The 19,265-nt window shown below is 41.0% G+C and carries 18 protein-coding genes and 1 riboswitch; of the genes, 8 read left to right on the forward strand and 10 right to left on the reverse strand.

What is annotated here, in order from left to right; all coding sequences use genetic code 11:
- Positions 1 to 4: 4 nt before the first annotated feature.
- On the reverse strand, positions 5 to 892 hold the full coding sequence (locus ODU37_RS05685; RefSeq protein ID WP_014637620.1) for a sulfite exporter TauE/SafE family protein: 888 nt from the start codon (positions 890 to 892) through the stop codon (positions 5 to 7).
- A 98-nt stretch (positions 893 to 990) separates the two neighbouring features.
- Here ODU37_RS05685 and ODU37_RS05690 point away from each other — a divergent pair, with 98 nt between their 5' ends.
- Positions 991 to 2,304: an HD domain-containing protein gene (locus tag ODU37_RS05690; protein WP_002936179.1), complete on the forward strand. Its 1,314-nt coding sequence runs from the start codon at positions 991 to 993 to the stop codon at positions 2,302 to 2,304.
- Positions 2,294 to 3,103, forward strand: a complete 810-nt coding sequence (gene yidA, locus ODU37_RS05695; RefSeq protein ID WP_009909496.1) for a sugar-phosphatase — start codon at positions 2,294 to 2,296, stop codon at positions 3,101 to 3,103. Before ODU37_RS05690 ends, yidA begins: the two co-directional genes overlap by 11 nt.
- A gap of 53 nt (positions 3,104 to 3,156) precedes the next feature.
- On the opposite strand, the gene tpiA is transcribed toward yidA, so the two are convergent.
- The 8 genes from tpiA to ODU37_RS05735 form a co-directional block, all read right to left on the reverse strand.
- Positions 3,157 to 3,909 (reverse strand): triose-phosphate isomerase, encoded by a 753-nt coding sequence (gene tpiA, locus ODU37_RS05700; protein WP_014637617.1) that lies wholly within the window; start codon positions 3,907 to 3,909, stop codon positions 3,157 to 3,159.
- Between the two features lie 174 nt (positions 3,910 to 4,083).
- Positions 4,084 to 5,280, reverse strand: a complete 1,197-nt coding sequence (tuf, locus tag ODU37_RS05705) for an elongation factor Tu (protein ID WP_012775011.1) — start codon at positions 5,278 to 5,280, stop codon at positions 4,084 to 4,086.
- Positions 5,281 to 5,635: 355 nt separating this feature from the next.
- On the reverse strand, positions 5,636 to 6,607 hold the full coding sequence (locus tag ODU37_RS05710) for an anti-sigma factor (RefSeq protein WP_249562188.1): 972 nt from the start codon (positions 6,605 to 6,607) through the stop codon (positions 5,636 to 5,638).
- Positions 6,588 to 7,091: an RNA polymerase sigma factor gene (locus ODU37_RS05715; RefSeq protein WP_044759532.1), complete on the reverse strand. Its 504-nt coding sequence runs from the start codon at positions 7,089 to 7,091 to the stop codon at positions 6,588 to 6,590. Before ODU37_RS05715 ends, ODU37_RS05710 begins: the two co-directional genes overlap by 20 nt.
- Positions 7,092 to 7,195: 104 nt before the next feature.
- Positions 7,196 to 9,892 (reverse strand): phosphoenolpyruvate carboxylase, encoded by a 2,697-nt coding sequence (gene ppc / locus ODU37_RS05720; protein ID WP_249562189.1) that lies wholly within the window; start codon positions 9,890 to 9,892, stop codon positions 7,196 to 7,198.
- A 20-nt stretch (positions 9,893 to 9,912) separates the two neighbouring features.
- Positions 9,913 to 11,127 (reverse strand): cell division peptidoglycan polymerase FtsW, encoded by a 1,215-nt coding sequence (ftsW, locus tag ODU37_RS05725; protein WP_011922075.1) that lies wholly within the window; start codon positions 11,125 to 11,127, stop codon positions 9,913 to 9,915.
- Positions 11,128 to 11,263: 136 nt separating this feature from the next.
- Positions 11,264 to 11,629 (reverse strand): DUF4430 domain-containing protein, encoded by a 366-nt coding sequence (locus ODU37_RS05730; protein WP_105135603.1) that lies wholly within the window; start codon positions 11,627 to 11,629, stop codon positions 11,264 to 11,266.
- Positions 11,626 to 12,129 (reverse strand): hypothetical protein, encoded by a 504-nt coding sequence (locus tag ODU37_RS05735; RefSeq protein WP_024401727.1) that lies wholly within the window; start codon positions 12,127 to 12,129, stop codon positions 11,626 to 11,628. Before ODU37_RS05735 ends, ODU37_RS05730 begins: the two co-directional genes overlap by 4 nt.
- A gap of 112 nt (positions 12,130 to 12,241) precedes the next feature.
- Here ODU37_RS05735 and ODU37_RS05740 point away from each other — a divergent pair, with 112 nt between their 5' ends.
- From ODU37_RS05740 to lysS, 6 genes are all read left to right on the forward strand, one after another.
- Positions 12,242 to 13,096: a glycoside hydrolase family 25 protein gene (locus ODU37_RS05740; protein ID WP_024414788.1), complete on the forward strand. Its 855-nt coding sequence runs from the start codon at positions 12,242 to 12,244 to the stop codon at positions 13,094 to 13,096.
- Positions 13,097 to 13,119: 23 nt separating this feature from the next.
- A riboswitch (TPP riboswitch) is annotated at positions 13,120 to 13,215 on the forward strand.
- A gap of 58 nt (positions 13,216 to 13,273) precedes the next feature.
- Complete coding sequence (gene thiT, locus ODU37_RS05745; RefSeq protein WP_024414787.1) at positions 13,274 to 13,822, forward strand: energy-coupled thiamine transporter ThiT; 549 nt, start codon at positions 13,274 to 13,276, stop codon at positions 13,820 to 13,822.
- 102 nt (positions 13,823 to 13,924) lie between these two features.
- Positions 13,925 to 14,767, forward strand: coding sequence for a DUF368 domain-containing protein (locus ODU37_RS05750; RefSeq protein ID WP_172013820.1), 843 nt, complete (start codon positions 13,925 to 13,927; stop codon positions 14,765 to 14,767).
- Positions 14,767 to 15,249 carry an aminoacyl-tRNA deacylase gene (locus ODU37_RS05755; protein ID WP_105105985.1) on the forward strand — a complete coding sequence of 161 codons (483 nt, stop codon included), beginning with the start codon at positions 14,767 to 14,769 and terminating at the stop codon, positions 15,247 to 15,249. The genes ODU37_RS05750 and ODU37_RS05755 overlap by 1 nt, the downstream gene beginning before the upstream one ends.
- A gap of 2 nt (positions 15,250 to 15,251) precedes the next feature.
- Positions 15,252 to 15,878, forward strand: a complete 627-nt coding sequence (locus ODU37_RS05760) for a histidine phosphatase family protein (RefSeq protein WP_105105984.1) — start codon at positions 15,252 to 15,254, stop codon at positions 15,876 to 15,878.
- Between the two features lie 102 nt (positions 15,879 to 15,980).
- The gene (lysS, locus tag ODU37_RS05765) at positions 15,981 to 17,471 is read left to right on the forward strand and encodes a lysine--tRNA ligase (RefSeq protein ID WP_044679026.1); all 1,491 of its coding nucleotides are present in this window, start codon (positions 15,981 to 15,983) and stop codon (positions 17,469 to 17,471) included.
- Positions 17,472 to 18,100: 629 nt separating this feature from the next.
- Here lysS and ODU37_RS05770 read toward each other — a convergent pair.
- A complete protein-coding gene (locus ODU37_RS05770) occupies positions 18,101 to 19,168 on the reverse strand; it encodes an LLM class flavin-dependent oxidoreductase (protein ID WP_053867214.1) in 1,068 nt (355 codons plus the stop codon).
- Positions 19,169 to 19,265: the final 97 nt, after the last annotated feature.

A 19,265-nucleotide genomic window follows, 5' to 3' on the forward strand; every position in this document is an offset into this window, starting at 1 on the left:
CCTACTATTTTTTAATCCTAGTAACAAAGGATGAACGAAGCAGAGTAAAGCCTGTATACGCTGCAATGAAGACAACTAAAATTTTCAAATTATTAATATCCAAATTTGATAGGAAGAAAGCAGCTGTCAAAACACCTAGCACCCCACCGACAATGATTCCTGGAACTCCTGGCCAGTTTACTCGTCCTGATTGGATAAACTGCTTGGCACCAGCTGTCATAATCATAGCAGCATTCAACATCATAACTGGAAGAGCAACCGCTGGACTAATTCCCATCAATGAGAAGAAAATTAACTCAGGAGCATAGTTACCCAGTCCCATACTCATCAGCATTCCCACCATAAAATCAAAGGCAATACCAACAGCCAGTTTCCAACCAGTTAAGCCCTTTACTTCATTGGTAAGATCTGCGCCAGGGTTAGTAATCATGCGATAGACCATGAAACAGGCTGCAATAATTAGTAAAATCCCAAGAATTCGTTGAACTTTCTTTGTATCCCATTTTTGAGTTACCTTAGCACCAACAAAGGCACCCGTAAATGCCGCTGCTGCCATAGCAATCAGAGTGACCATATCAACCTCAACTATCGTAATAAACAATAGCGCCTCTACTAAGACTGGTATGATGTGCGCCGTTGTCATGGTCGCAGGAATTTTACGATCGTCTTCCACCAACTTTGTCAGTTTAAACATAGTGGTTGTTGTTGCAAAGGTTCCAATCCCCAAGGTGTCTAGCAAATCAGTAACATAACCGATACCAAATCCTGTCCAAAATTTCTCTTTTAGAGAAATATCGTGCTTTTTAGCATAGGATAGAATTGTGTAAAGCATCCAAAGAATCAGGGCTACAATAAAGACCTGAATTGTTAATAAGATAATTTGATTATTCATTTCTCCATTATACCAAAAGATTCCATTGGGTACATAGCAATATCCTTGTGTTTTAGAAAAATCAGGAATTTATCTCCCTTTTTTGTTATAATGAAACTATGATAGAAAAAGTATTTCGCGATCCAGTTCATAACTATGTACATGTTGATCATGAGCTGATTTATAAACTTATCAATACAAAAGAATTTCAGCGACTACGCCGCATCAAGCAACTAGGGACCACTTCCTATACCTTCCATGGTGGCGAGCATAGCCGCTTTTCACACTGCCTTGGCGCCTACGAAATCGCCAGACGGATTACTCAAAAATTTGAAGACAAGTATCCACAAATCTGGGATACAAATGAGTCCCTACTGACCATGGTTGCTGCGCTACTCCATGATGTCGGACACGGAGCCTATTCTCATACCTTCGAGCGTCTATTTGATACAGACCACGAGGAAATGACCTGTGCTATTATTACTAGTCCAGAAACGGAAATCAATGCTCTGTTGAAACAAGTTTCACCTGAGTTTCCAGACAAGGTTGCTAGTGTTATCAAACACACCTATCCAAATAAACAGGTCGTTCAACTCATTTCGAGCCAGATTGATGTTGACCGGATGGATTATCTATTACGAGATTCCTACTTCACTGGTGCGAACTATGGTGAATTTGACCTAACTAGGATATTACGTGTCATTCGCCCGACAGAAAATGGAATTGCCTTCAAAGAATCTGGTATGCATGCAGTAGAAGACTACGTTCTCAGCCGCTACCAGATGTACATGCAAGTCTATTTTCATCCAGCAAGCCGCTCTATGGAAGTCCTATTGCAGAATTTACTCAATCGTGCCAAACTACTATATACTAGTGAACAGGAGTTTTTTGCACGAACTTCACCTCGGCTATTACCTTTTTTTGAGCATCGTATCCGTCTAACCGACTACCTCAGTCTTGATGATGGAGTTATGAATACTTACTTTCAATCATGGATAGATGGACCAGATCGTATATTATCTGACTTAGCCCAGCGCTATATCAATAGGAAAGTGCTCAAATCCATCACTTTTAAGGCCGAAGAAGAGGAGGCTTTGGACCGCCTGCGTAGCCTGGTCGCAGATGTCGGGTTTGACCCAGAATACTATACTGCTATTCACCACAACTTTGATTTGCCGTATGACATTTACCGACCGAATGCAGAAAAGAAACGGACTCAAATTGAGATTTATCGCAAAGATGAAACCTTGGTAGAACTATCCTCTCTGTCACCAATTGTCCATTCCTTATCAGGCACAATCCATGGCGATAGCCGCTTCTATTTCCCAAAAGAAATGTTAGAAGAAACAGGAATTTTCGCACCTCAAATAGCTGATTTTAACAGCCACATACATAACGATCATTTTATAATTGGAGAATCAAATGAGCATTAAACTTGTCGCCATCGATATTGATGGTACACTACTAAATAGTCAACACCAAATTACAGCTGAAGTACACTCAGCAATCCAAGAATCAAAAAAAGCAGGCGTTAAAATTGTTATTGCTACTGGTCGCCCCATTTCCGGTGTTCAAGCAATTTTAGAAGAACTCAATCTTACAGAAGCAGGTGACTACGTCATCACTTTTAACGGTGGCTTAGTCCAAGATGCAGCAACTGGTGAGGATATTGTCAAAGATACCTTGACTTATGAGGATTATCTCGACATCGAATCTGCTGCCCGTAAACTCAAGCTCCCAATGCATGCCAGCACCAAGGAAGGTATCTATACTGCCAACCGTAACATCGGTAAATACACCATTTACGAATCCACACTAGTAAGTGCACCCATTTTCTATCGCACTCCTGAAGAGATGGCTGACAAGGAAATCATCAAAACAATGATGGTTGATGAGCCAGAAATTCTTGATGCTGCTATTCCACTTCTACCGACCAGCTTGACTGAGAAGTACAACGTAGCAAAATCAGCACCATTTTATTTGGAAATCACCCCTAAAACTGTTAACAAGGGACAAGCTATCATTCATCTAGCTGAGAAACTTGGACTAACAATGGATCAAACCATGGCCATCGGTGACCAAGAAAATGACCGTCCAATGTTGGAAGTTGTTGGTAATCCTGTTGTCATGGAAAACGGAAATCCTGAATTGAAGAAAATCGCCAAATACATTACGAAGTCAAATGATGAGAGCGGTGTAGCCCACGCTCTTAGAGAATGGGTACTGAAATAGCCTCTTAAAATATCAAAAAAAGCATCGGATTCAAAATCCGATGCTTTTTGTTATTAGAAGTTCAACAAAGCCAAGAAGCTTTCTGCTTCAAGTGATGCACCACCAACAAGCGCACCGTCAACGTCTGGACATGCCATGTATTCAGCAACGTTTGATGGGTTTACAGAACCACCATATTGAACGCGAACTTTGTCTGCAACTTCTTGACCGAAATCAGCAGCAACAACGTCACGAACAGCTTTACACATGTTTTGTGCATCATCTTTAGTAGCTGATTTACCTGTACCGATTGCCCAGATTGGCTCGTAAGCAATAACAAGTGATGCTACTTGTTCAGTAGTCAAGTCTTTCAAAGCTGCAGAAACTTGAGCACCTACGAATTCAACTGCTTTACCAGCTTCGTAAGTTTCAAGTGACTCACCACAACAGATGATTGGAGTCAAACCGTTACGGAAGATTGCATGAGCTTTTTTATTAATATCTTCATCAGTTTCGTGGAAGTAATCACGACGCTCTGAGTGACCGATAACAACATAGTTAACACCCATTTCAGCCAATACTTTTGGAGATGTTTCACCAGTGAAGGCACCAGCATCTTCAAAGTAGCAGTTTTGAGCAGCAACTTTCAATTCAGAATCTTTAGCGAACCACAAGAGAGCGTTCAAATCTACAGCTGGAGCTGCGATAGCTGCTTCAATTTTGTCGCCTGCAGGCAATTTTCCTGCAATAGCCTCAACGAATGCTTGTGCTTCTTGAGGATTTTTGTTCATTTTCCAGTTACCGGCAATGATTGGTTTACGTGACATTTCACTTACCTCTTCTATATTTATTGTACAAGGTACATTATAGCATAAACTTAACTAAGATTAAAGAATTTCTGTGCATTTTATGAATACTTACAGAAAAACTCTCTACCCGAAAGTAGAGAGTTACAATTAAGTTGTCTGACTATAATTGTTATTTCTGGGAACTCAATCGAATTAAGCTTCGATTTCTGTAACCATACCTGAACCAACAGTACGTCCACCTTCACGGATAGAGAAAGTAGTACCTTGTTCAACGGCGATTGGGTGGATCAATTCAACGTCGATAGTAACGTTATCACCAGGCATTACCATTTCAGTACCTTCTGGCAATTTGATTGAACCAGTTACGTCAGTTGTACGGAAGTAGAACTGTGGACGGTAGTTGTCGAAGAATGGAGTGTGACGTCCACCTTCTTCTTTAGTAAGGATGTAAACTTCACCTTTGAATTTAGTGTGTGGGTTGATAGAACCTGGTTTAGAGATAACTTGACCACGTTCGATTTCATCACGTTGTACACCACGAAGAAGCACACCAACGTTATCGCCGGCAAGACCTTCGTCAAGTTGTTTACGGAACATTTCAACACCAGTAACAACTGCTTTAGATTTTTCTTCTTGAAGACCAACGATTTCGATTTCGTCGTTGACACGAACAGTACCACGGTCGATACGTCCTGAAGCTACAGTACCACGACCAGTGATTGAGAATACGTCCTCGACTGGAAGCAACAATGGTTTGTCAGTGTCGCGTTCTGGTTCTGGAATGTACTCATCAACAGTGTTCATCAATTCCATAACGATGTCTTCGTACTTAGAGTCACCCTCAAGAGCTTTAAGAGCTGAACCTTGGATAACTGGAAGATCATCACCTGGGAAATCGTATTCTGAAAGAAGGTCACGGATTTCCATTTCAACCAACTCAAGCAATTCTTCATCGTCAACCAAGTCAACTTTGTTCATGAAGACGATAAGGTGTTTAACACCAACCTGACGTGAAAGAAGGATGTGCTCACGAGTTTGTGGCATTGGACCGTCAGTTGAAGCTACTACAAGGATCGCACCGTCCATCTGAGCAGCACCAGTGATCATGTTTTTAACGTAGTCCGCGTGTCCTGGAGCGTCGATGTGAGCATAGTGACGTTTTTCAGTTTCGTACTCAACGTGTGCAGTGTTGATAGTGATACCGCGCTCGCGCTCTTCTGGAGCAGCATCGATAGACGCATAGTCTTTAGGTTGGTTAACTGATGAAGGCAAGCGACGTGCCAATACAGTTGTGATAGCTGCTGTCAAAGTAGTTTTACCGTGGTCAACGTGTCCAATTGTACCAATGTTAACGTGTGGTTTACTACGATCGTATTTTTCTTTTGCCATTTTGGTAAAAGCCTCCAATAAAATATATTTTATAGATAGACAGTAGGCAATACAGTCTAACTTTACCTTACTATTCTATCAAATTGTAGCAGAATTGCAAGCATTTTCTATCGTTTTTTATTTTATCCATTTTCTGCAAGGGCTATTAGCTTCGCTTATAACTTTTTTTATCATCCCATTTTAACCTATTACTCAACTAAAAACACCTCACTGCCATAGGAATATTGATGTTACCATAGCTACAAGGTGCCACAAATACGAGACTACTGCGACAGACCTTTCTCCATTCAGTCATCCTACGACTCCCTGACAAGCCTCTTGCTATAGGTATTGAAAATATATTGACTATTTTCACTTAATGATGCAGTTGATAATAAGGCTGAATAGGAATGGACGCGCCAATACTAGAAGAATAAATCCAGTCCTTGCCTTCCAACTGAGCAAAATCTTCTGCTTTTCCTGTTAGGATAATGCCTGCAAATTCTAGCTTATCAATCTCTTCTTGTTTAGTAAAGTCAGTGCCACCAAACTTATCGACAAAGGCCTGCAAGTCATCCACAGGTATGTCCAAATACTGCGCTCGTTTCTGATCTCCCGATTCTAAGAACTCTTTCATATAGTCCATACCTGACATATAGTCTCCAGGCATATCCGAAAAGACCAGTTGAATATCCTCTGGATCTAATCCCAAAAGCTGCTCTGGACGATAGTAATGGGTACTCTGCTTCCCTTCTGTCCCTATCCAATACCAATTTTGCTTGAGGTTGCTAGGAATCATCTCCTTAATCTCTGCCAAGCTGTACTTCTTATCAAAGGAAATAGCCACTTCTACTAGCTGACCGCTCATTTCTCTTAGATAGGGCAACTCTTTAGCAATCTCTGACTCACCCCATACAATCTGATTCTTATTGTAAAAAACAGGTACCTTGGTATTGGTTGTATGGTCATATAGGTATTTGAAGGTATTCCCAGGTATATGCTGGGCAAAGTCATAATGACTATCAAACAGGTCATAGTAAATTTCATGCTGACCAAAAGCCATAGGAACACCGTCTAAATCCTTGTACAAATTGAAGTAGAGTTTTCCAGATACATAACTTGTGCTTTGGATTTTAATGCCATCATGATTTATATTTGGATAGGCGATTTCCATTAGCATCGTTTGTTCCCACACCTCACGACCTTCTCGTGCACCGACGATGATTTTTACGGTTTGAACGCCAATAAGCATTAAGATGAAACCGATGAGCGATGATAGCCCTATTGTTTTCCATAAATTCTTCCGCTTACTCTTTTTTGTCACTTCTTCAAAAGTCTTCATAGTCATATCCTCTCTCTTCTAGCATTTTCCTCAACTGCTTGCGTCCTCGGTAAAGGCTGATTTTCACCCAACTTTGACCAGCACCTAAAATATGCGCAATCTCCTTGATACTCATATCTTGGAAATAATAGAGGTCAATCACCTGCTGGTACTTACTGGGCAAACCTTCCACCGCTTGATAGAGCTCATCATGCCCCTCTTGGTCATAGATCAAAAAATTTTCAGGTCTAAAAAACTCCTTTTGTAAAATTTCATGGTAGCGCTTGTCTCGCCTGTATTTGTCAATGTAGGCCCGAACTGCAGAACGGTAAAGCCAAGCTCGTAGTTTTTCGAAAGGAAGGACAATATCAGATTCAAGCAATTTGACTAGAACATCTTGGGCAATATCCTGACTGTCAGCTGGGCTGGCTCCTGATTTTTGCAAATAGTAGGAAATCTCCTCTGCAATACCAATAATTTCTTTTTCATATTGATCCAGTTTGATACTTATCTCCTCCTTTCACTAATAAAACGAATGAATTGACTATTGGTTACACCTTTCTGATATTATTATACATAAAAAACAACCTCCGAAGAAGTTGTTTTGTAGTGGTATTAACCTGAGTTGCGCAAACCTGTCGCCACACCATTGATGGTAATATGAATGAGATTCTCTTGTTCTTTGCTCAATTCTCCACGACGAAGCCGATGAATTAATTCAATCTGAATATAGTTGAGCACATTGAAATAAGGCATCCGATAATCAAGACTGGCTTTTAGGAACGGTAGTTCTGCTAAAAGCTCATCATTTTGCTCGATTGATAAAATGATTTCTTTGGTCAACTGCCATTCATCTAAAATGACATGGAAGATATTTCGTACCTCTTCGCTTTCACACATTTTAGCATATTCAAATGCGATATTCATATTGGATTTAGACAATACCATATCCACGTTTGATAGAAGTGAACGGAAGAATGGCCAAGATTCGTACATTTTTTGTAACTTAGACAAATTATCAGGGTGCTTATCAATAAAGCGTTTGAAACTTGAACCAACTCCATACCAACCTGGCAACATAACACGGTTTTGTGACCAGGAGAATACCCATGGAATCGCACGCAAACCACCGATTTCTGTGATGGTTTTTCGAGCCGCTGGACGTGAGCCAATGTTCAGACTTGATACTTCACGAATTGGACTAGCGGCAAAGAAATAATCATAAAAATGTGGATTGTTGAACACAAGATCTCTATAAATACGATAGCTATCTGATACAATTTCATCCATGGTTTCGCGATAGCCATCGATTTCATTTGGATCGGTAATCATTTGTGTGACCATACGGTCAAGCGTTGCAGATACCAGCATTTCTAAATTATAGTAGGCTGCGTCTTTGTTACCGTATTTATTGCCTATCACTTCGCCTTGTTCTGTCAAACGAAGCCGGTCCTTGATGGAACCAAATGGCTGAGATGTAATCGCATCGTAGGAAGGACCACCACCACGACCAACAGTACCACCACGACCGTGGAAGAAGGTGATGTTTACTCCGTAGTCTTGACCAATTTGCGTCAATTCATTCTGTGCTTTGTAGAGTGTCCAGCCGGAGGATAGGTAGCCACCATCCTTGTTGGAATCTGAGTAGCCAAGCATGATTTCTTGGTAGTATTTATTGCCTGCAATCCAACGTTTTGCTAAATCTAATTGCAGATATTGACGCATGGTATCAGGTGCATTATCTAAGTCCTCGATTGTCTCAAAAAGTGGAACAATCTGAACACGGGCCTTATCGACATCTACTAGACCAACTTCTTTTAATAGGACAGCTAATTCCAGCAAATCAGAAACACTCTCCGAGTGTGAAATAATATGTTGCTTGATGATTTCCTCACCTAGCTTATCTTTCAATTCACGCGCAGCAGCAAAGATAGCCAATTCTTTTTCTAATTGTTCTGACTTTGGCATGTACGTTGCAGAAAGAATGCGTGGATCAGTTTCCAACTGTTTCAAAAGAACATGGCATTTAGCTTCCTCAGATAAACTGGAGTAGTCTTCTACGATACGGGCAGAAGCCAATAGTTCCGCAACACTTGCTTCATGAATAGAAGAATCTTGGCGCATATCGATACTAGCTAGGTAGAAACCAAACGCTTCAACCGCTTCAAGTAATTCTGTAAAATCACCTTTCAATAGCGCCATAGATTTATTTTCAATCAAAGATTGTTTGATAGCTAATAAATCAGCTTTAAACTCGGCTACATTACTATAGCGAACATCTGACGGCTTATTGTGAACTAGATAATCTCTTGTATTTGCAAGTTTCATCTGAATATAGTGAAAAGCACGACGATAAGGCTCATTTTCACGGTAGACAGAACTATCTTCAGATAAATCCGCCAGCATCTTAACCGCTGTAGATACATTCACAATGGAAGTTGAGAGCGAAAAATTCCGATAGAGTTTATAGAGTTGCTCATCGTAATAATTCATAATGACTTCACACTGAGTCAAGGCTGACAGCTTCAAGGTCTCTGCAGTAACAAATGGATTTCCATCACGGTCTCCCCCAATCCACATACCCATTGTAATTGGACGAGGGTTATTTAAGGCGATTCCTTTCTCAGCGGCCAAACGTTTGTATTCCCGCTGCAACTTAGTGACAGCCTTAATAAAGGAAGAATTGTAATACTCCATAACGTTTGTGATTTCGTTGGTTACCTTCAACTTCTTCTCACGAATCATATCCGTCTGCATGATAATTTCAATGTAACAACGGAGCTCATCTTCCCATTTGTTTTTATTGAGCAAGCCCAATTTTACATCGCGATAACGACGAAGCAACTCATGAATATGCTTGGTTAAATCAAGCATAGACTGACGTTGAACCTGAGTAGGATGGGCTGTCAAGACTGGAACAACATTCAACTTTTCAAGGATTTCAGCTGCATTTTCTTGTTTGGAAACCATATCAATTGTTGTTGAAATCTTACCAAGATAATCTTGATCAATATTGTTTTGATGGTTGATTTCATAGGCCAAATCAACATCTTCTGATATATTAATCAAAAGTGGCAAAACAGCAAAGTATCGAGAAATAACTGCTAGTTCATCATTATTCAACTGACTGATAATAGCAATCAATGCCTGATAATCATCCTGACGAGACAATTGAGATAATTCTACAATTTTAGCAAAAGTCTCTGCAGGCATCATTTGGGCTACTACTTCTTCCAAAATAGATGTTAGAATCGTTACTTCTTCACGGATTGCTTCCTTGTTGTTATAGTTTTCTAATTTTTGAATAGCCATCTCCTACCTCTTTCCTATCTCTAAATTAACGTACGCTCTATTTCTTCTTCAATTAATCGACGTTTTTCACTAGCATCAATATTCAGAACAAACCCTATCCCGATGGAAATAATCAAAAGACTCGATCCACCCTGTGACAAGAAGGGGAAAGTTACCCCCGTTGCAGGAATAATTCCTGAAATTCCTCCGATATTGACAAATGTTTGAATTAGAAGCATACCTGCCATTCCAAGTGCCATCATCGCATTAAATGGACTACGAGCACGGACGCCTACAATAATAATTCGAATAATCAAAAAGAACAATAAGGCTAGAATTAAACTAGCTCCGACAAAACCGAGTTCTTCAATGACAATCGAAAACGCAAAGTCGGTGTGGGCCTCTGGTAGATACCCCTTTTTCTCAATCGAATTTCCCAAGCCACGTCCAAGCCATCCACCGTTACTCATCGCATAGTAAGAATGAGTCAATTGAAGACCTGAGTTGGTGGCATTACCAAATGGATCAAAATAGGCCGCGAAACGACGAGCAATATAACCAAAGAGCGGAATTTTTTCCACCGTTTCTACACCCAAAATACGAATCGTCCCTAGAATAACTGTTGAGGCGGCCACAATTCCCAAAACCGCTGTTGAAAACCAGCGATAGGCAATCCCACTCACACTAATCATCACGACCATAATCAGCACAATAATCGTCGCATTTCCCAAGTCAGGCAGTGTCGCAACTAGACCAAGGAGGAGCAGACTGACCACCCGCCAATCTGTAAACTCTTTCGGAATCCAACTTCCTTTAATCAACGATACATAGTCATAAGTCCGAATATCCGCCTGTTGTTTTGCAAACTCATGTGCTAGATACCAAATGATAATTAATTTCAAATATTCTGCCGGCTGCAAGGTTCCTGCGATTGGCAGAGGAATCCAGCCATGAGCCCCGTTAATCGGAGGAAACAACCGAGAAATAGCTAACAGAAACACTTCTACCAAAATAACCGAATAGATAACAGCTTTCTTACGTAAAAAACTTAATTTCATACGATAAATCGTATAGATTGCTACCAAGCTGACAATCCAGAATCCTGCCTGGTTAATCACTGTTCTAAATGGATTTCCACCATTAATAATTTGCGTAGCACTGGTTGTCGAATAGACCATGACCAACCCAATCACCGATAAGATGAGATAGGGAATCAGTATGGAATAATTCAACAACTGGCGTTTGTCAATCTTCATTGCTTATCCAACCTTCTTCGAGTATAGCTCTTATTATAGCATACTTTGTATAAAAATACTTATCACTTTCTAAGTTGCTCTGCAAACATTCGGAACTAACTTTTGTCGATAAGAAAAAGGCCGAAGCCTTTCATATCTATTCAAATGTTTCAAGATAAAATTCAATTTCATCCCCATTCGCAACTGTAAGGTCTTTCGCCCCTTTATCAGCCATTTGGCCATTAACTTTATACATCCAGTATGTATTGGTGCTCGCATCTTGGCTAACACCATCAATTTCTGTTATCAAACCATTGTCTTCTACAATGTCATGATGTTCTTTAAGTACATCCATGACACTATCACCTTCTTCCGCAGTGACTTCCTGACGATTCGCTTTGTCCTTGGTTGTAATCTGCAAAGTGACTTCGAGAGCCGAGTCACTCTGTTTCTCAGTAGTGTTTGTACAAGCAGCCAAGAAGAGCGAGAAGACAACCGTCAACATAATACTAATTTTTTTCATTTATAAAATCTCCTAAAAATATAATCAATAATTGGATAAAACAAAACTGTTGAAGCAGCGTGTAAACTATCAAAGACTAAACCATTAAGCCAGAAGACGATAGGGGAAGTCCCAAACTGTGTAGCAGATAAAAAACTTATCGTTAGCCCATACAAAAAGACAAGAATCCCCGCCAGAAGACTCTGTAGCCACAAGGGAATGTTCTCTTTTTTGATAAAAGGACCGATTGCCAACCACCATATAAATTGGATAAAAGCAAAACTAAGAACTTGCCACAAAACAACTGTGCCAAATCCAAATAGCAAGCCACTCCCTACCATCACTAGTATCATCAATATCCAGCTCTCCAGCAAACTGAAATAGGACAGAACAATGAGGAAAATAGCCGTGAGAGGCTTTATATTGGGAAATGGCCCAAAAACCACCCTTAAAACAATCGTCAAAGAGGACAGAACAACTAGCTGACTAACACGTCTTACTTTTTCACTTTTGTCATGCATACCAATTTAGCCTACCCTATTCCCTTTATTATGTCAAGTTCAGATAATCTTTTACTATTTCTTGAATCGTATTTTTTTGATTTTTTCATGATTTTACGGTAGAATTGAGGAGATGAGAAAGAAACTAAATCCGATGATTGTTGTTGGTTTTTTCCTATCCTTCTTTGCTCTTATTTTCATCACTGGGGTGACTGGAAATACTGTAAATAAGTCGGAGGTAACTAACGAACCCGCAGTCACACAATCAAACACCAGTACAAGTTCTAAAACAACAAATTCTAGCTCAAGTTATTACATTGCAAATGCGCTCGAAATGAAACCTATCATCGACGTTTCTGCTTGGCAGAGGCCGTCTGAAATTGACTACGATACCCTTAGCAAAAACATTTCTGGCGCAATCGTTCGTATTCAAAGTGGATCACACGCTAAAAACGAAAATACTGCGACTGATAAAAATGGGTTAGATAAATCCTTTGATACCCATATTAAAGAATTTCAAGCAAGAAATATACCTGTTGCTGTCTATGCCTATGTCACGGGAAATAGTATTGAGAACATGCAGGAGGAAGCTCGAAGCTTTTATAAGGCCGCAAATAAATACAAGCCAACCTTCTATTGGTTAGACGTTGAAGAATATACCATGGATGATATGAATGCTGGAGTGGAGGCTTTTCGAAAAGAGTTAGAAACTCTCGGCGCTAAAAACATTGGAATTTACGTCGGAACCTATTTCATGGAAGACCACAGCATCAATGTAGATAAATTTGACGCCATTTGGATTCCTACATACGGTGATGATTCTGGCTACTACAATGCCGCTCCAAATACTGACTTGGACTACGATCTTCACCAATATACCTCACGTGGTTATGTAAACGGCTTTGAGCACCACCTAGACCTCAACATTATTACTACCCTGAAGGATCCTAATGAAGTTTATCAGAAACTATTTACAACACCCGAATAAAATGATACAATTTCACTAATTACATATACACAAAGGAGTGCTTCGGCTGAGATCGCAACTGCGAAATCCTCGAACCTGATCTAGTTAACACTAGCGTAGGAATTGTGTGCTTTATAGAATGATACTATACTCTGCTATAAACACTCCTTTGTTGACCATCTACAAAGGAGTCTTTTTATGTCCACATCAAAATTACCCATCCTAGCCGAAGTTGCTATCTTTTCTGCAATTGCCCTCGTCTTTGACAAAATCCCGCTCTTTACAATGCCCCAAGGTGGATCTGTGTCTTTAGTCATGCTTCCAATCTTACTGCTTGCTCTGCGCCACGGACTAGGGGTGGGAGTTCTTACTGGTGGTATTGTCGGAACCATTCAACTTTTCTACGGTGGCTACTTCCTAAACGTTTTTCAAGTTTTTCTTGACTATGCACTTTCTTACGCCGGAATTGGTTTAGCAGGTTTAGTAGCCCCCACCCTATCCAAACAAAAAGATCTAAAAAATGCTACTCTCATCATTACTCTGGCTAGTTTTCTAGGAGGAAGCATCCGATTGATAGCCACCTTCTTATCAGGAATTATTTTCTACGCAGACTACGCTCCAGATGGTATGCCTGTCTGGTTCTATTCCTTTACCTACAATATCAGCTATATTCTTCCTTCCACTGCAATTGCCTCTATTCTGCTCATTTTACTCTATAGAGCAAGACCAGGTTTTTACAATCTTTAACCAAAACTGCCTGCTGGATTTTATCTAACAGGCAGTCTTTTTAATTATTTTTACTTGCTTTATGCTATAATAGGAACGTTATAATACATTTTGGAGGAAATTATGGCTTCTTGGATTTCAAGAATTATTAAAGGTATGATTATCGCACTCGGCTTTATCTTACCTGGTGTCTCTGGGGGGGTACTCGCTGCTATCCTCGGAATCTATGAGCGACTAATTGGATTTTTAGCAAATATTCGAAAAGATTTCAAGGAAAACTTTCTTTATTTTGTTCCTGTAGGAATTGGTGGAATTTTGGGAATCGCACTTTTCTCTTTCCCTGTAGAATTTTTATTGCAACATTTCCAAGTCCCAGTTTTGTGGGCCTTTGCGGGAGCAATCGTGGGAACTATTCCTAGCCTACTTAAAGAATCAACTCAAAAGAGCAAACGAGATAGCCTTGATTTGGCTTGGTTGATTGGGACATTCATCATTTCTGGCCTCCTACTTTACAATTTGAGCGATCTTGTCGGGACACTTCCAGCTACTTTTGCTAGTTTTGTATTGGCAGGTGCCTTGATTGCTTTAGGGGTACTTGTTCCTGGACTCAGCCCTTCAAACTTACTATTGATTTTGGGTATCTACACGCCAATGCTAAATGGTTTCAAATCACTTGATCTATTCGGTACCTTCCTACCAATCGCAATCGGTGGCGTTCTTGCAATGGTTGCATTTTCAAAAGCAATGGACCACGCTCTGAAAGTATACCATTCACGTGTTTATCACTTTATTATTGGTATCGTCTCATCTTCTACTCTCCTAATTTTGATTCCACAAGCAAGTAATAAAGAATCTATTTCCTATGCTGGAGCGAACTTTGTTACATGGATTGCTGCTATTGTCCTATTTATACTAGGAGCATGGTTAGGGCTTTGGATGAGTAAACTTGAGGAAAAATATAAATAATGGCAAAAAAGGTTAAAATAAAGAAAACCTTGGTGGACCAAATATTGGACAAGGCTAAGATCAATCATGATAGCCTTGTTTTAAATGCCTTCGAAGGTCAACTTCCACCAGGAATTGAAGAACACGAAATTTACAAAACACTGGCATTAACTGGAGATAAAACTGGACCAATTATCGGCATTGTCCCAATCACAGAACACCTGTCTGAGAAAAAATTAGCCAAGATCTCTGGCAATAAAAAAGTGAGTATGATTCCGCAAAAGGACTTGGAAAAGACAACTGGCTACGTCCACGGTGCCAACAATCCCGTAGGCATTCGTCAGAAGCATAATTTCCCAATCTACATTGATCAATCTGCCCTTGAACTCGGTCACTTGATTGTCTCTGCTGGAGAAATTGGTCGGTCGATTCGAATTGACAGTCAGGTATTAGCTGATTTTGTAAAAGCTGACTTTGCCGATTTGATTGAGGGGAGGAACTAGACTTGAAAATCTACTTTGTCCGTCACGGTAAGACCGAATGGAATTTGGAGGGACGCTTTCAAGGCTATTCTGGAGATTCGGCTCTCTTGCCCGAATCTTATCAGGATTTAGAAAAACTAGGCAAATACCTTGCTGAAATCCCCTTTGATGCTATTTATTCTAGTGATTTGCAGCGCGCACATAGCACTGCCGTAGAAATTGCTAAAGCCAATCACTATTGCCAAACCGTTCTAACCACGCAACAATTACGTGAATGGAATTTTGGAACGCTAGAAGGAAGCAAGATGGCAATTTTTCGTGCCATCTACCCCAAACAAGCCTGGGCACTCAAACATAATCTAGCGCTTTTTAACAATGACTTATTTGAAGCTGAGAGCGTTCGCCAGGTAACTCAACGAATGGTGGACTTTGTCCAATCGCTGAAAGGGCAAGACATGGAAACAATCCTCATCGTCAGCCATGGTGCCTTTCTAACCGCTTCTATCCATCGCCTACTTGGTTTTCCACCAGCCCAACTGCGTCACCGAGGTGGTTTGGATAATGCATCGGTTACTATTTTAGAAACAAGCGATTTCGAAAACTTTACAGAATTAGCTTGGAATGATACCAGCTATAAAGCAAAACAGTAGAATTTTCTGCTGTTTTTTCCTATCCTATTAGTAATTTATACTGATTTTTTCTCTCTTCTATGATAAAATAGAAATAACAGACTTTGGAGGAATAAAATTTTTATGTCAACTGAACATTTTGAAGAATTAAATGACCAACAGATTGTCCGTCGTGAGAAAATGACGGCTCTTGCTGAACAAGGCATTGACCCATTTGGAAAACGTTTTGAGCGTTCTGCCAACTCAGCTGAATTGAAGGCCCAGTACGAAGACAAATCAAAAGAAGACTTGGAAGAATTAGGGCAAACAGCAATCATTGCAGGTCGTATTATGACCAAGCGTGGTAAGGGTAAGGCAGGTTTTGCTCACATTCAAGACCGCGAAGGCCAGATTCAAATCTACGTTCGTAAGGATGATGTTGGCGAAGAAAATTATGAAATCTTCAAAAAAGCAGACCTTGGTGACTTTATTGGTGTCGAGGGAGATGTCTTCAAGACAAACGTTGGTGAGTTGTCTATCCATGCTCGCAAGTTGACTCACTTGTCTAAAGCGCTCCGCCCATTGCCAGAAAAATTCCACGGTTTGACAGACATCGAGACCCGCTACCGCAAACGTTATTTGGACTTGATTACCAACCGCGAGAGCTTTGATCGCTTTGTGACCCGCTCAAAAATTATCTCAGAAATCCGCCGTTACCTTGACGGACTTGGTTTCTTGGAAGTGGAAACACCAGTTCTTCACAACGAAGCTGGTGGTGCTGCAGCTCGTCCATTCATCACCCACCACAATGCCCAAAACATTGACATGGTCCTTCGTATCGCGACAGAACTCCACCTCAAACGCTTGATTGTCGGCGGTATGGAACGCGTTTATGAAATCGGCCGTATCTTCCGTAACGAAGGTATGGATGCGACCCACAACCCTGAGTTCACTTCCATTGAGGTTTACCAAGCTTATGCAGACTATCAAGACATCATGGACTTGACCGAAGGTATTATCCAGCACACTGCCAAGGCTGTTGTCGGTGATGGTCCTGTGACTTATCAGGGCACTGAAATTGCTATCCATGAGCCATTCAAGCGTATCCACATGGTTGATGCTATTAAGGAACAAACTGGCGTGGACTTCTGGCAAGAGATGAGCTTCGAGGAAGCAAAAGCCCTTGCAGCTGAGCATAAAGTCCCTGTGGAAAAACACCATACAGAAGTTGGTCAAATCATCAACAGCTTCTTTGAAGAATACGTTGAAGCAACCCTTATCCAACCAACCTTTGTCTATGGTCACCCAGTAGCCGTATCTCCACTGGCTAAAAAAAACGATGAAGACCCACGCTTCACAGACCGCTTCGAGCTCTTCATCATGACCAAGGAATACGGAAACGCCTTTACAGAATTGAACGACCCAATCGATCAATTGGAACGCTTCGAAGCCCAAGCCAAAGCTAAAGAGCTCGGTGACGACGAAGCAACAGGCATTGACTACGACTACATCGAAGCCCTCGAATACGGTATGCCACCAACAGGTGGACTGGGAATCGGTATCGACCGCCTCTGCATGCTCCTGACAGACACCACTACTATTCGGGATGTGCTCCTATTTCCGACTATGAAGTAAGCAAGAGTAGCTTGCTAGGATTGTTTTCACTAGAATGTACCAATCGCTCTCCAGTTTCTTGGCGATTGGCTGAAAAGGTCTGATAGACCTTTTCACTCCCTACAATGAAATAGGTGACAAGCTGACAAGGTCTACCAGACCTTATCACTCCCGAAAATGAAATAAAAATTACAAACTGTTTAACACCGTTACTTGAAACACTCTTGGAAATTCTAAGAGTGTTTTTGCATGCAAAAAACCCCGACCACTTGGTCAGGATTTTCAGGAGATTATGAAAAATATTTAGGATTGGGAGTGGGACAGAACTCAAATAATCATAGAGAGTTCCCCTCACTTCCCAACAGTAGTTCGAGCTAAAATAGTCCACTGGACTATTTTAGTCCCACCCCCGCATAGCTCCAACAGTCAGAGTAGTGACTGTTGGAGGTTGGAAATAAAGCGAACACCGTTCGCTTCAGCCGTAGAGGAAGATGTGGAGTGTAAAACACGAATTGTTGAAATTTGCTTCGCAAATCTTATCTCCAACCTTTAACAGTCCACTGGACTGTTAAAGCCAATCAACCACTGCGCTGTGATGTTGACTCCACTTTAGAGAAGTGAGGCTATTATAACGTCCCCTCCTTTTTATCTCATGAGTCTTGGGACCGATTCTCTTCTTTTTTTGCAAAATATTCTCGGACAATTGGCGCGACTTCTGTTCCGTAGAGTTCGATGGCACGGAGGACATCTTCATGTGGCATAGATCCGATTGGGAGATGGAGGAAGAAGCGGTCCAAGTCAAGTGTTTCTATTGTCTTAATAATTTTTTCAGCAACTCGTTTTGGATCTCCGACGATGGTTGCCCCTTCGTCTGTCAAGGAATAGAGATATTGCGCCTTGGTCATCTCGCCCCAATGTGGGCGGTCTTTGGCGATGTTATCTGTCAAAACCTTGGTTGGATAGAAATATTCCTCTACTGCCTTGTCATGGTCGTCTGCAATCCAACCCCAAGAATGGGCTGCAACTTTCGTTTTCTTTGGATCATGACCTGAGTTGCGGGCAACCTTGCGATAAGCATCGACTAAAGGTTTAAAGCGATGGGCACCTGCACCAATGACTGCATACACAATAGGCAAGCCTTTCTTAGCAATCTTGATGGTGGATTCTACATTGCCCCCAGTTGCCACCCAAATGGGAAAATCTTCCTGAACAGGACGTGGATAGACTGGCTTATTATCGACTGACTGGGTAAAATGTCCATCCCACTTGAGATTGGTTTCCTTGTCGATTTCCAGAAGCATATCTAGCTTTTCATCGAAGAGTTCTTCATAGTCATGGAGATCATAGCCAAACAAGGGGAATGACTCCGTAAAGGAACCACGACCCGCCATGATTTCCGCTCTGCCATTTGACAAAGCATCAATGGTGGTGTACTGCTGATAAAGTCGTACAGGGTCCATGGAGGAAAGGATTGAAACTGCTGATGTTAACTTGATATGCTTGGTATTGACGGCACCAGCTGCCAGCACAATCTCAGGTGCAGAAACCGCAAAATCTTCTCGGTGATGCTCCCCAATCCCATATACATCAAGCCCCACCGCATCAGCTAGTTCGATTTCTTTGACTAGCTGGCGAATCCGCTCGTCGTGGCTGTAAGTTTCCCCTGTTTTTTCTAGTGGAGTTGTTTCGCCAAATGTTGAAATACCTAATTCTACCATGATGTGTTCTCCTTTGAAATCACTATTTCTTAATTGATACGTCTATTTTATCTCTAATTAGTGATACAATCAATTGATTTGCTCAAAAAATAAAACG

It is taken from the genome of Streptococcus sp. 2021WUSS109, from assembly GCF_044427305.1.
In the GTDB taxonomy this organism is placed as follows: Bacteria; Bacillota; Bacilli; order Lactobacillales; family Streptococcaceae; genus Streptococcus; species Streptococcus suis.

What these genes read in the sequence shown, in the direction of transcription:
- ODU37_RS05685 (WP_014637620.1), bottom strand. Translation starts at nt 892, where the DNA reads ATGAATAATCAAATTATCTTATTAACAATTCAGGTCTTTATTGTAGCC.
- ODU37_RS05690 (WP_002936179.1), top strand. Translation starts at nt 991, where the DNA reads ATGATAGAAAAAGTATTTCGCGATCCAGTTCATAACTATGTACATGTT.
- yidA (WP_009909496.1), top strand. Translation starts at nt 2,294, where the DNA reads ATGAGCATTAAACTTGTCGCCATCGATATTGATGGTACACTACTAAAT.
- tpiA (WP_014637617.1), bottom strand. Translation starts at nt 3,909, where the DNA reads ATGTCACGTAAACCAATCATTGCCGGTAACTGGAAAATGAACAAAAAT.
- tuf (WP_012775011.1), bottom strand. Translation starts at nt 5,280, where the DNA reads ATGGCAAAAGAAAAATACGATCGTAGTAAACCACACGTTAACATTGGT.
- ODU37_RS05710 (WP_249562188.1), bottom strand. Translation starts at nt 6,607, where the DNA reads ATGACTATGAAGACTTTTGAAGAAGTGACAAAAAAGAGTAAGCGGAAG.
- ppc (WP_249562189.1), bottom strand. Translation starts at nt 9,892, where the DNA reads ATGGCTATTCAAAAATTAGAAAACTATAACAACAAGGAAGCAATCCGT.
- ftsW (WP_011922075.1), bottom strand. Translation starts at nt 11,127, where the DNA reads ATGAAGATTGACAAACGCCAGTTGTTGAATTATTCCATACTGATTCCC.
- ODU37_RS05730 (WP_105135603.1), bottom strand. Translation starts at nt 11,629, where the DNA reads ATGAAAAAAATTAGTATTATGTTGACGGTTGTCTTCTCGCTCTTCTTG.
- ODU37_RS05735 (WP_024401727.1), bottom strand. Translation starts at nt 12,129, where the DNA reads ATGCATGACAAAAGTGAAAAAGTAAGACGTGTTAGTCAGCTAGTTGTT.
- ODU37_RS05740 (WP_024414788.1), top strand. Translation starts at nt 12,242, where the DNA reads ATGAGAAAGAAACTAAATCCGATGATTGTTGTTGGTTTTTTCCTATCC.
- thiT (WP_024414787.1), top strand. Translation starts at nt 13,274, where the DNA reads ATGTCCACATCAAAATTACCCATCCTAGCCGAAGTTGCTATCTTTTCT.
- ODU37_RS05750 (WP_172013820.1), top strand. Translation starts at nt 13,925, where the DNA reads ATGGCTTCTTGGATTTCAAGAATTATTAAAGGTATGATTATCGCACTC.
- ODU37_RS05755 (WP_105105985.1), top strand. Translation starts at nt 14,767, where the DNA reads ATGGCAAAAAAGGTTAAAATAAAGAAAACCTTGGTGGACCAAATATTG.
- lysS (WP_044679026.1), top strand. Translation starts at nt 15,981, where the DNA reads ATGTCAACTGAACATTTTGAAGAATTAAATGACCAACAGATTGTCCGT.
- ODU37_RS05770 (WP_053867214.1), bottom strand. Translation starts at nt 19,168, where the DNA reads ATGGTAGAATTAGGTATTTCAACATTTGGCGAAACAACTCCACTAGAA.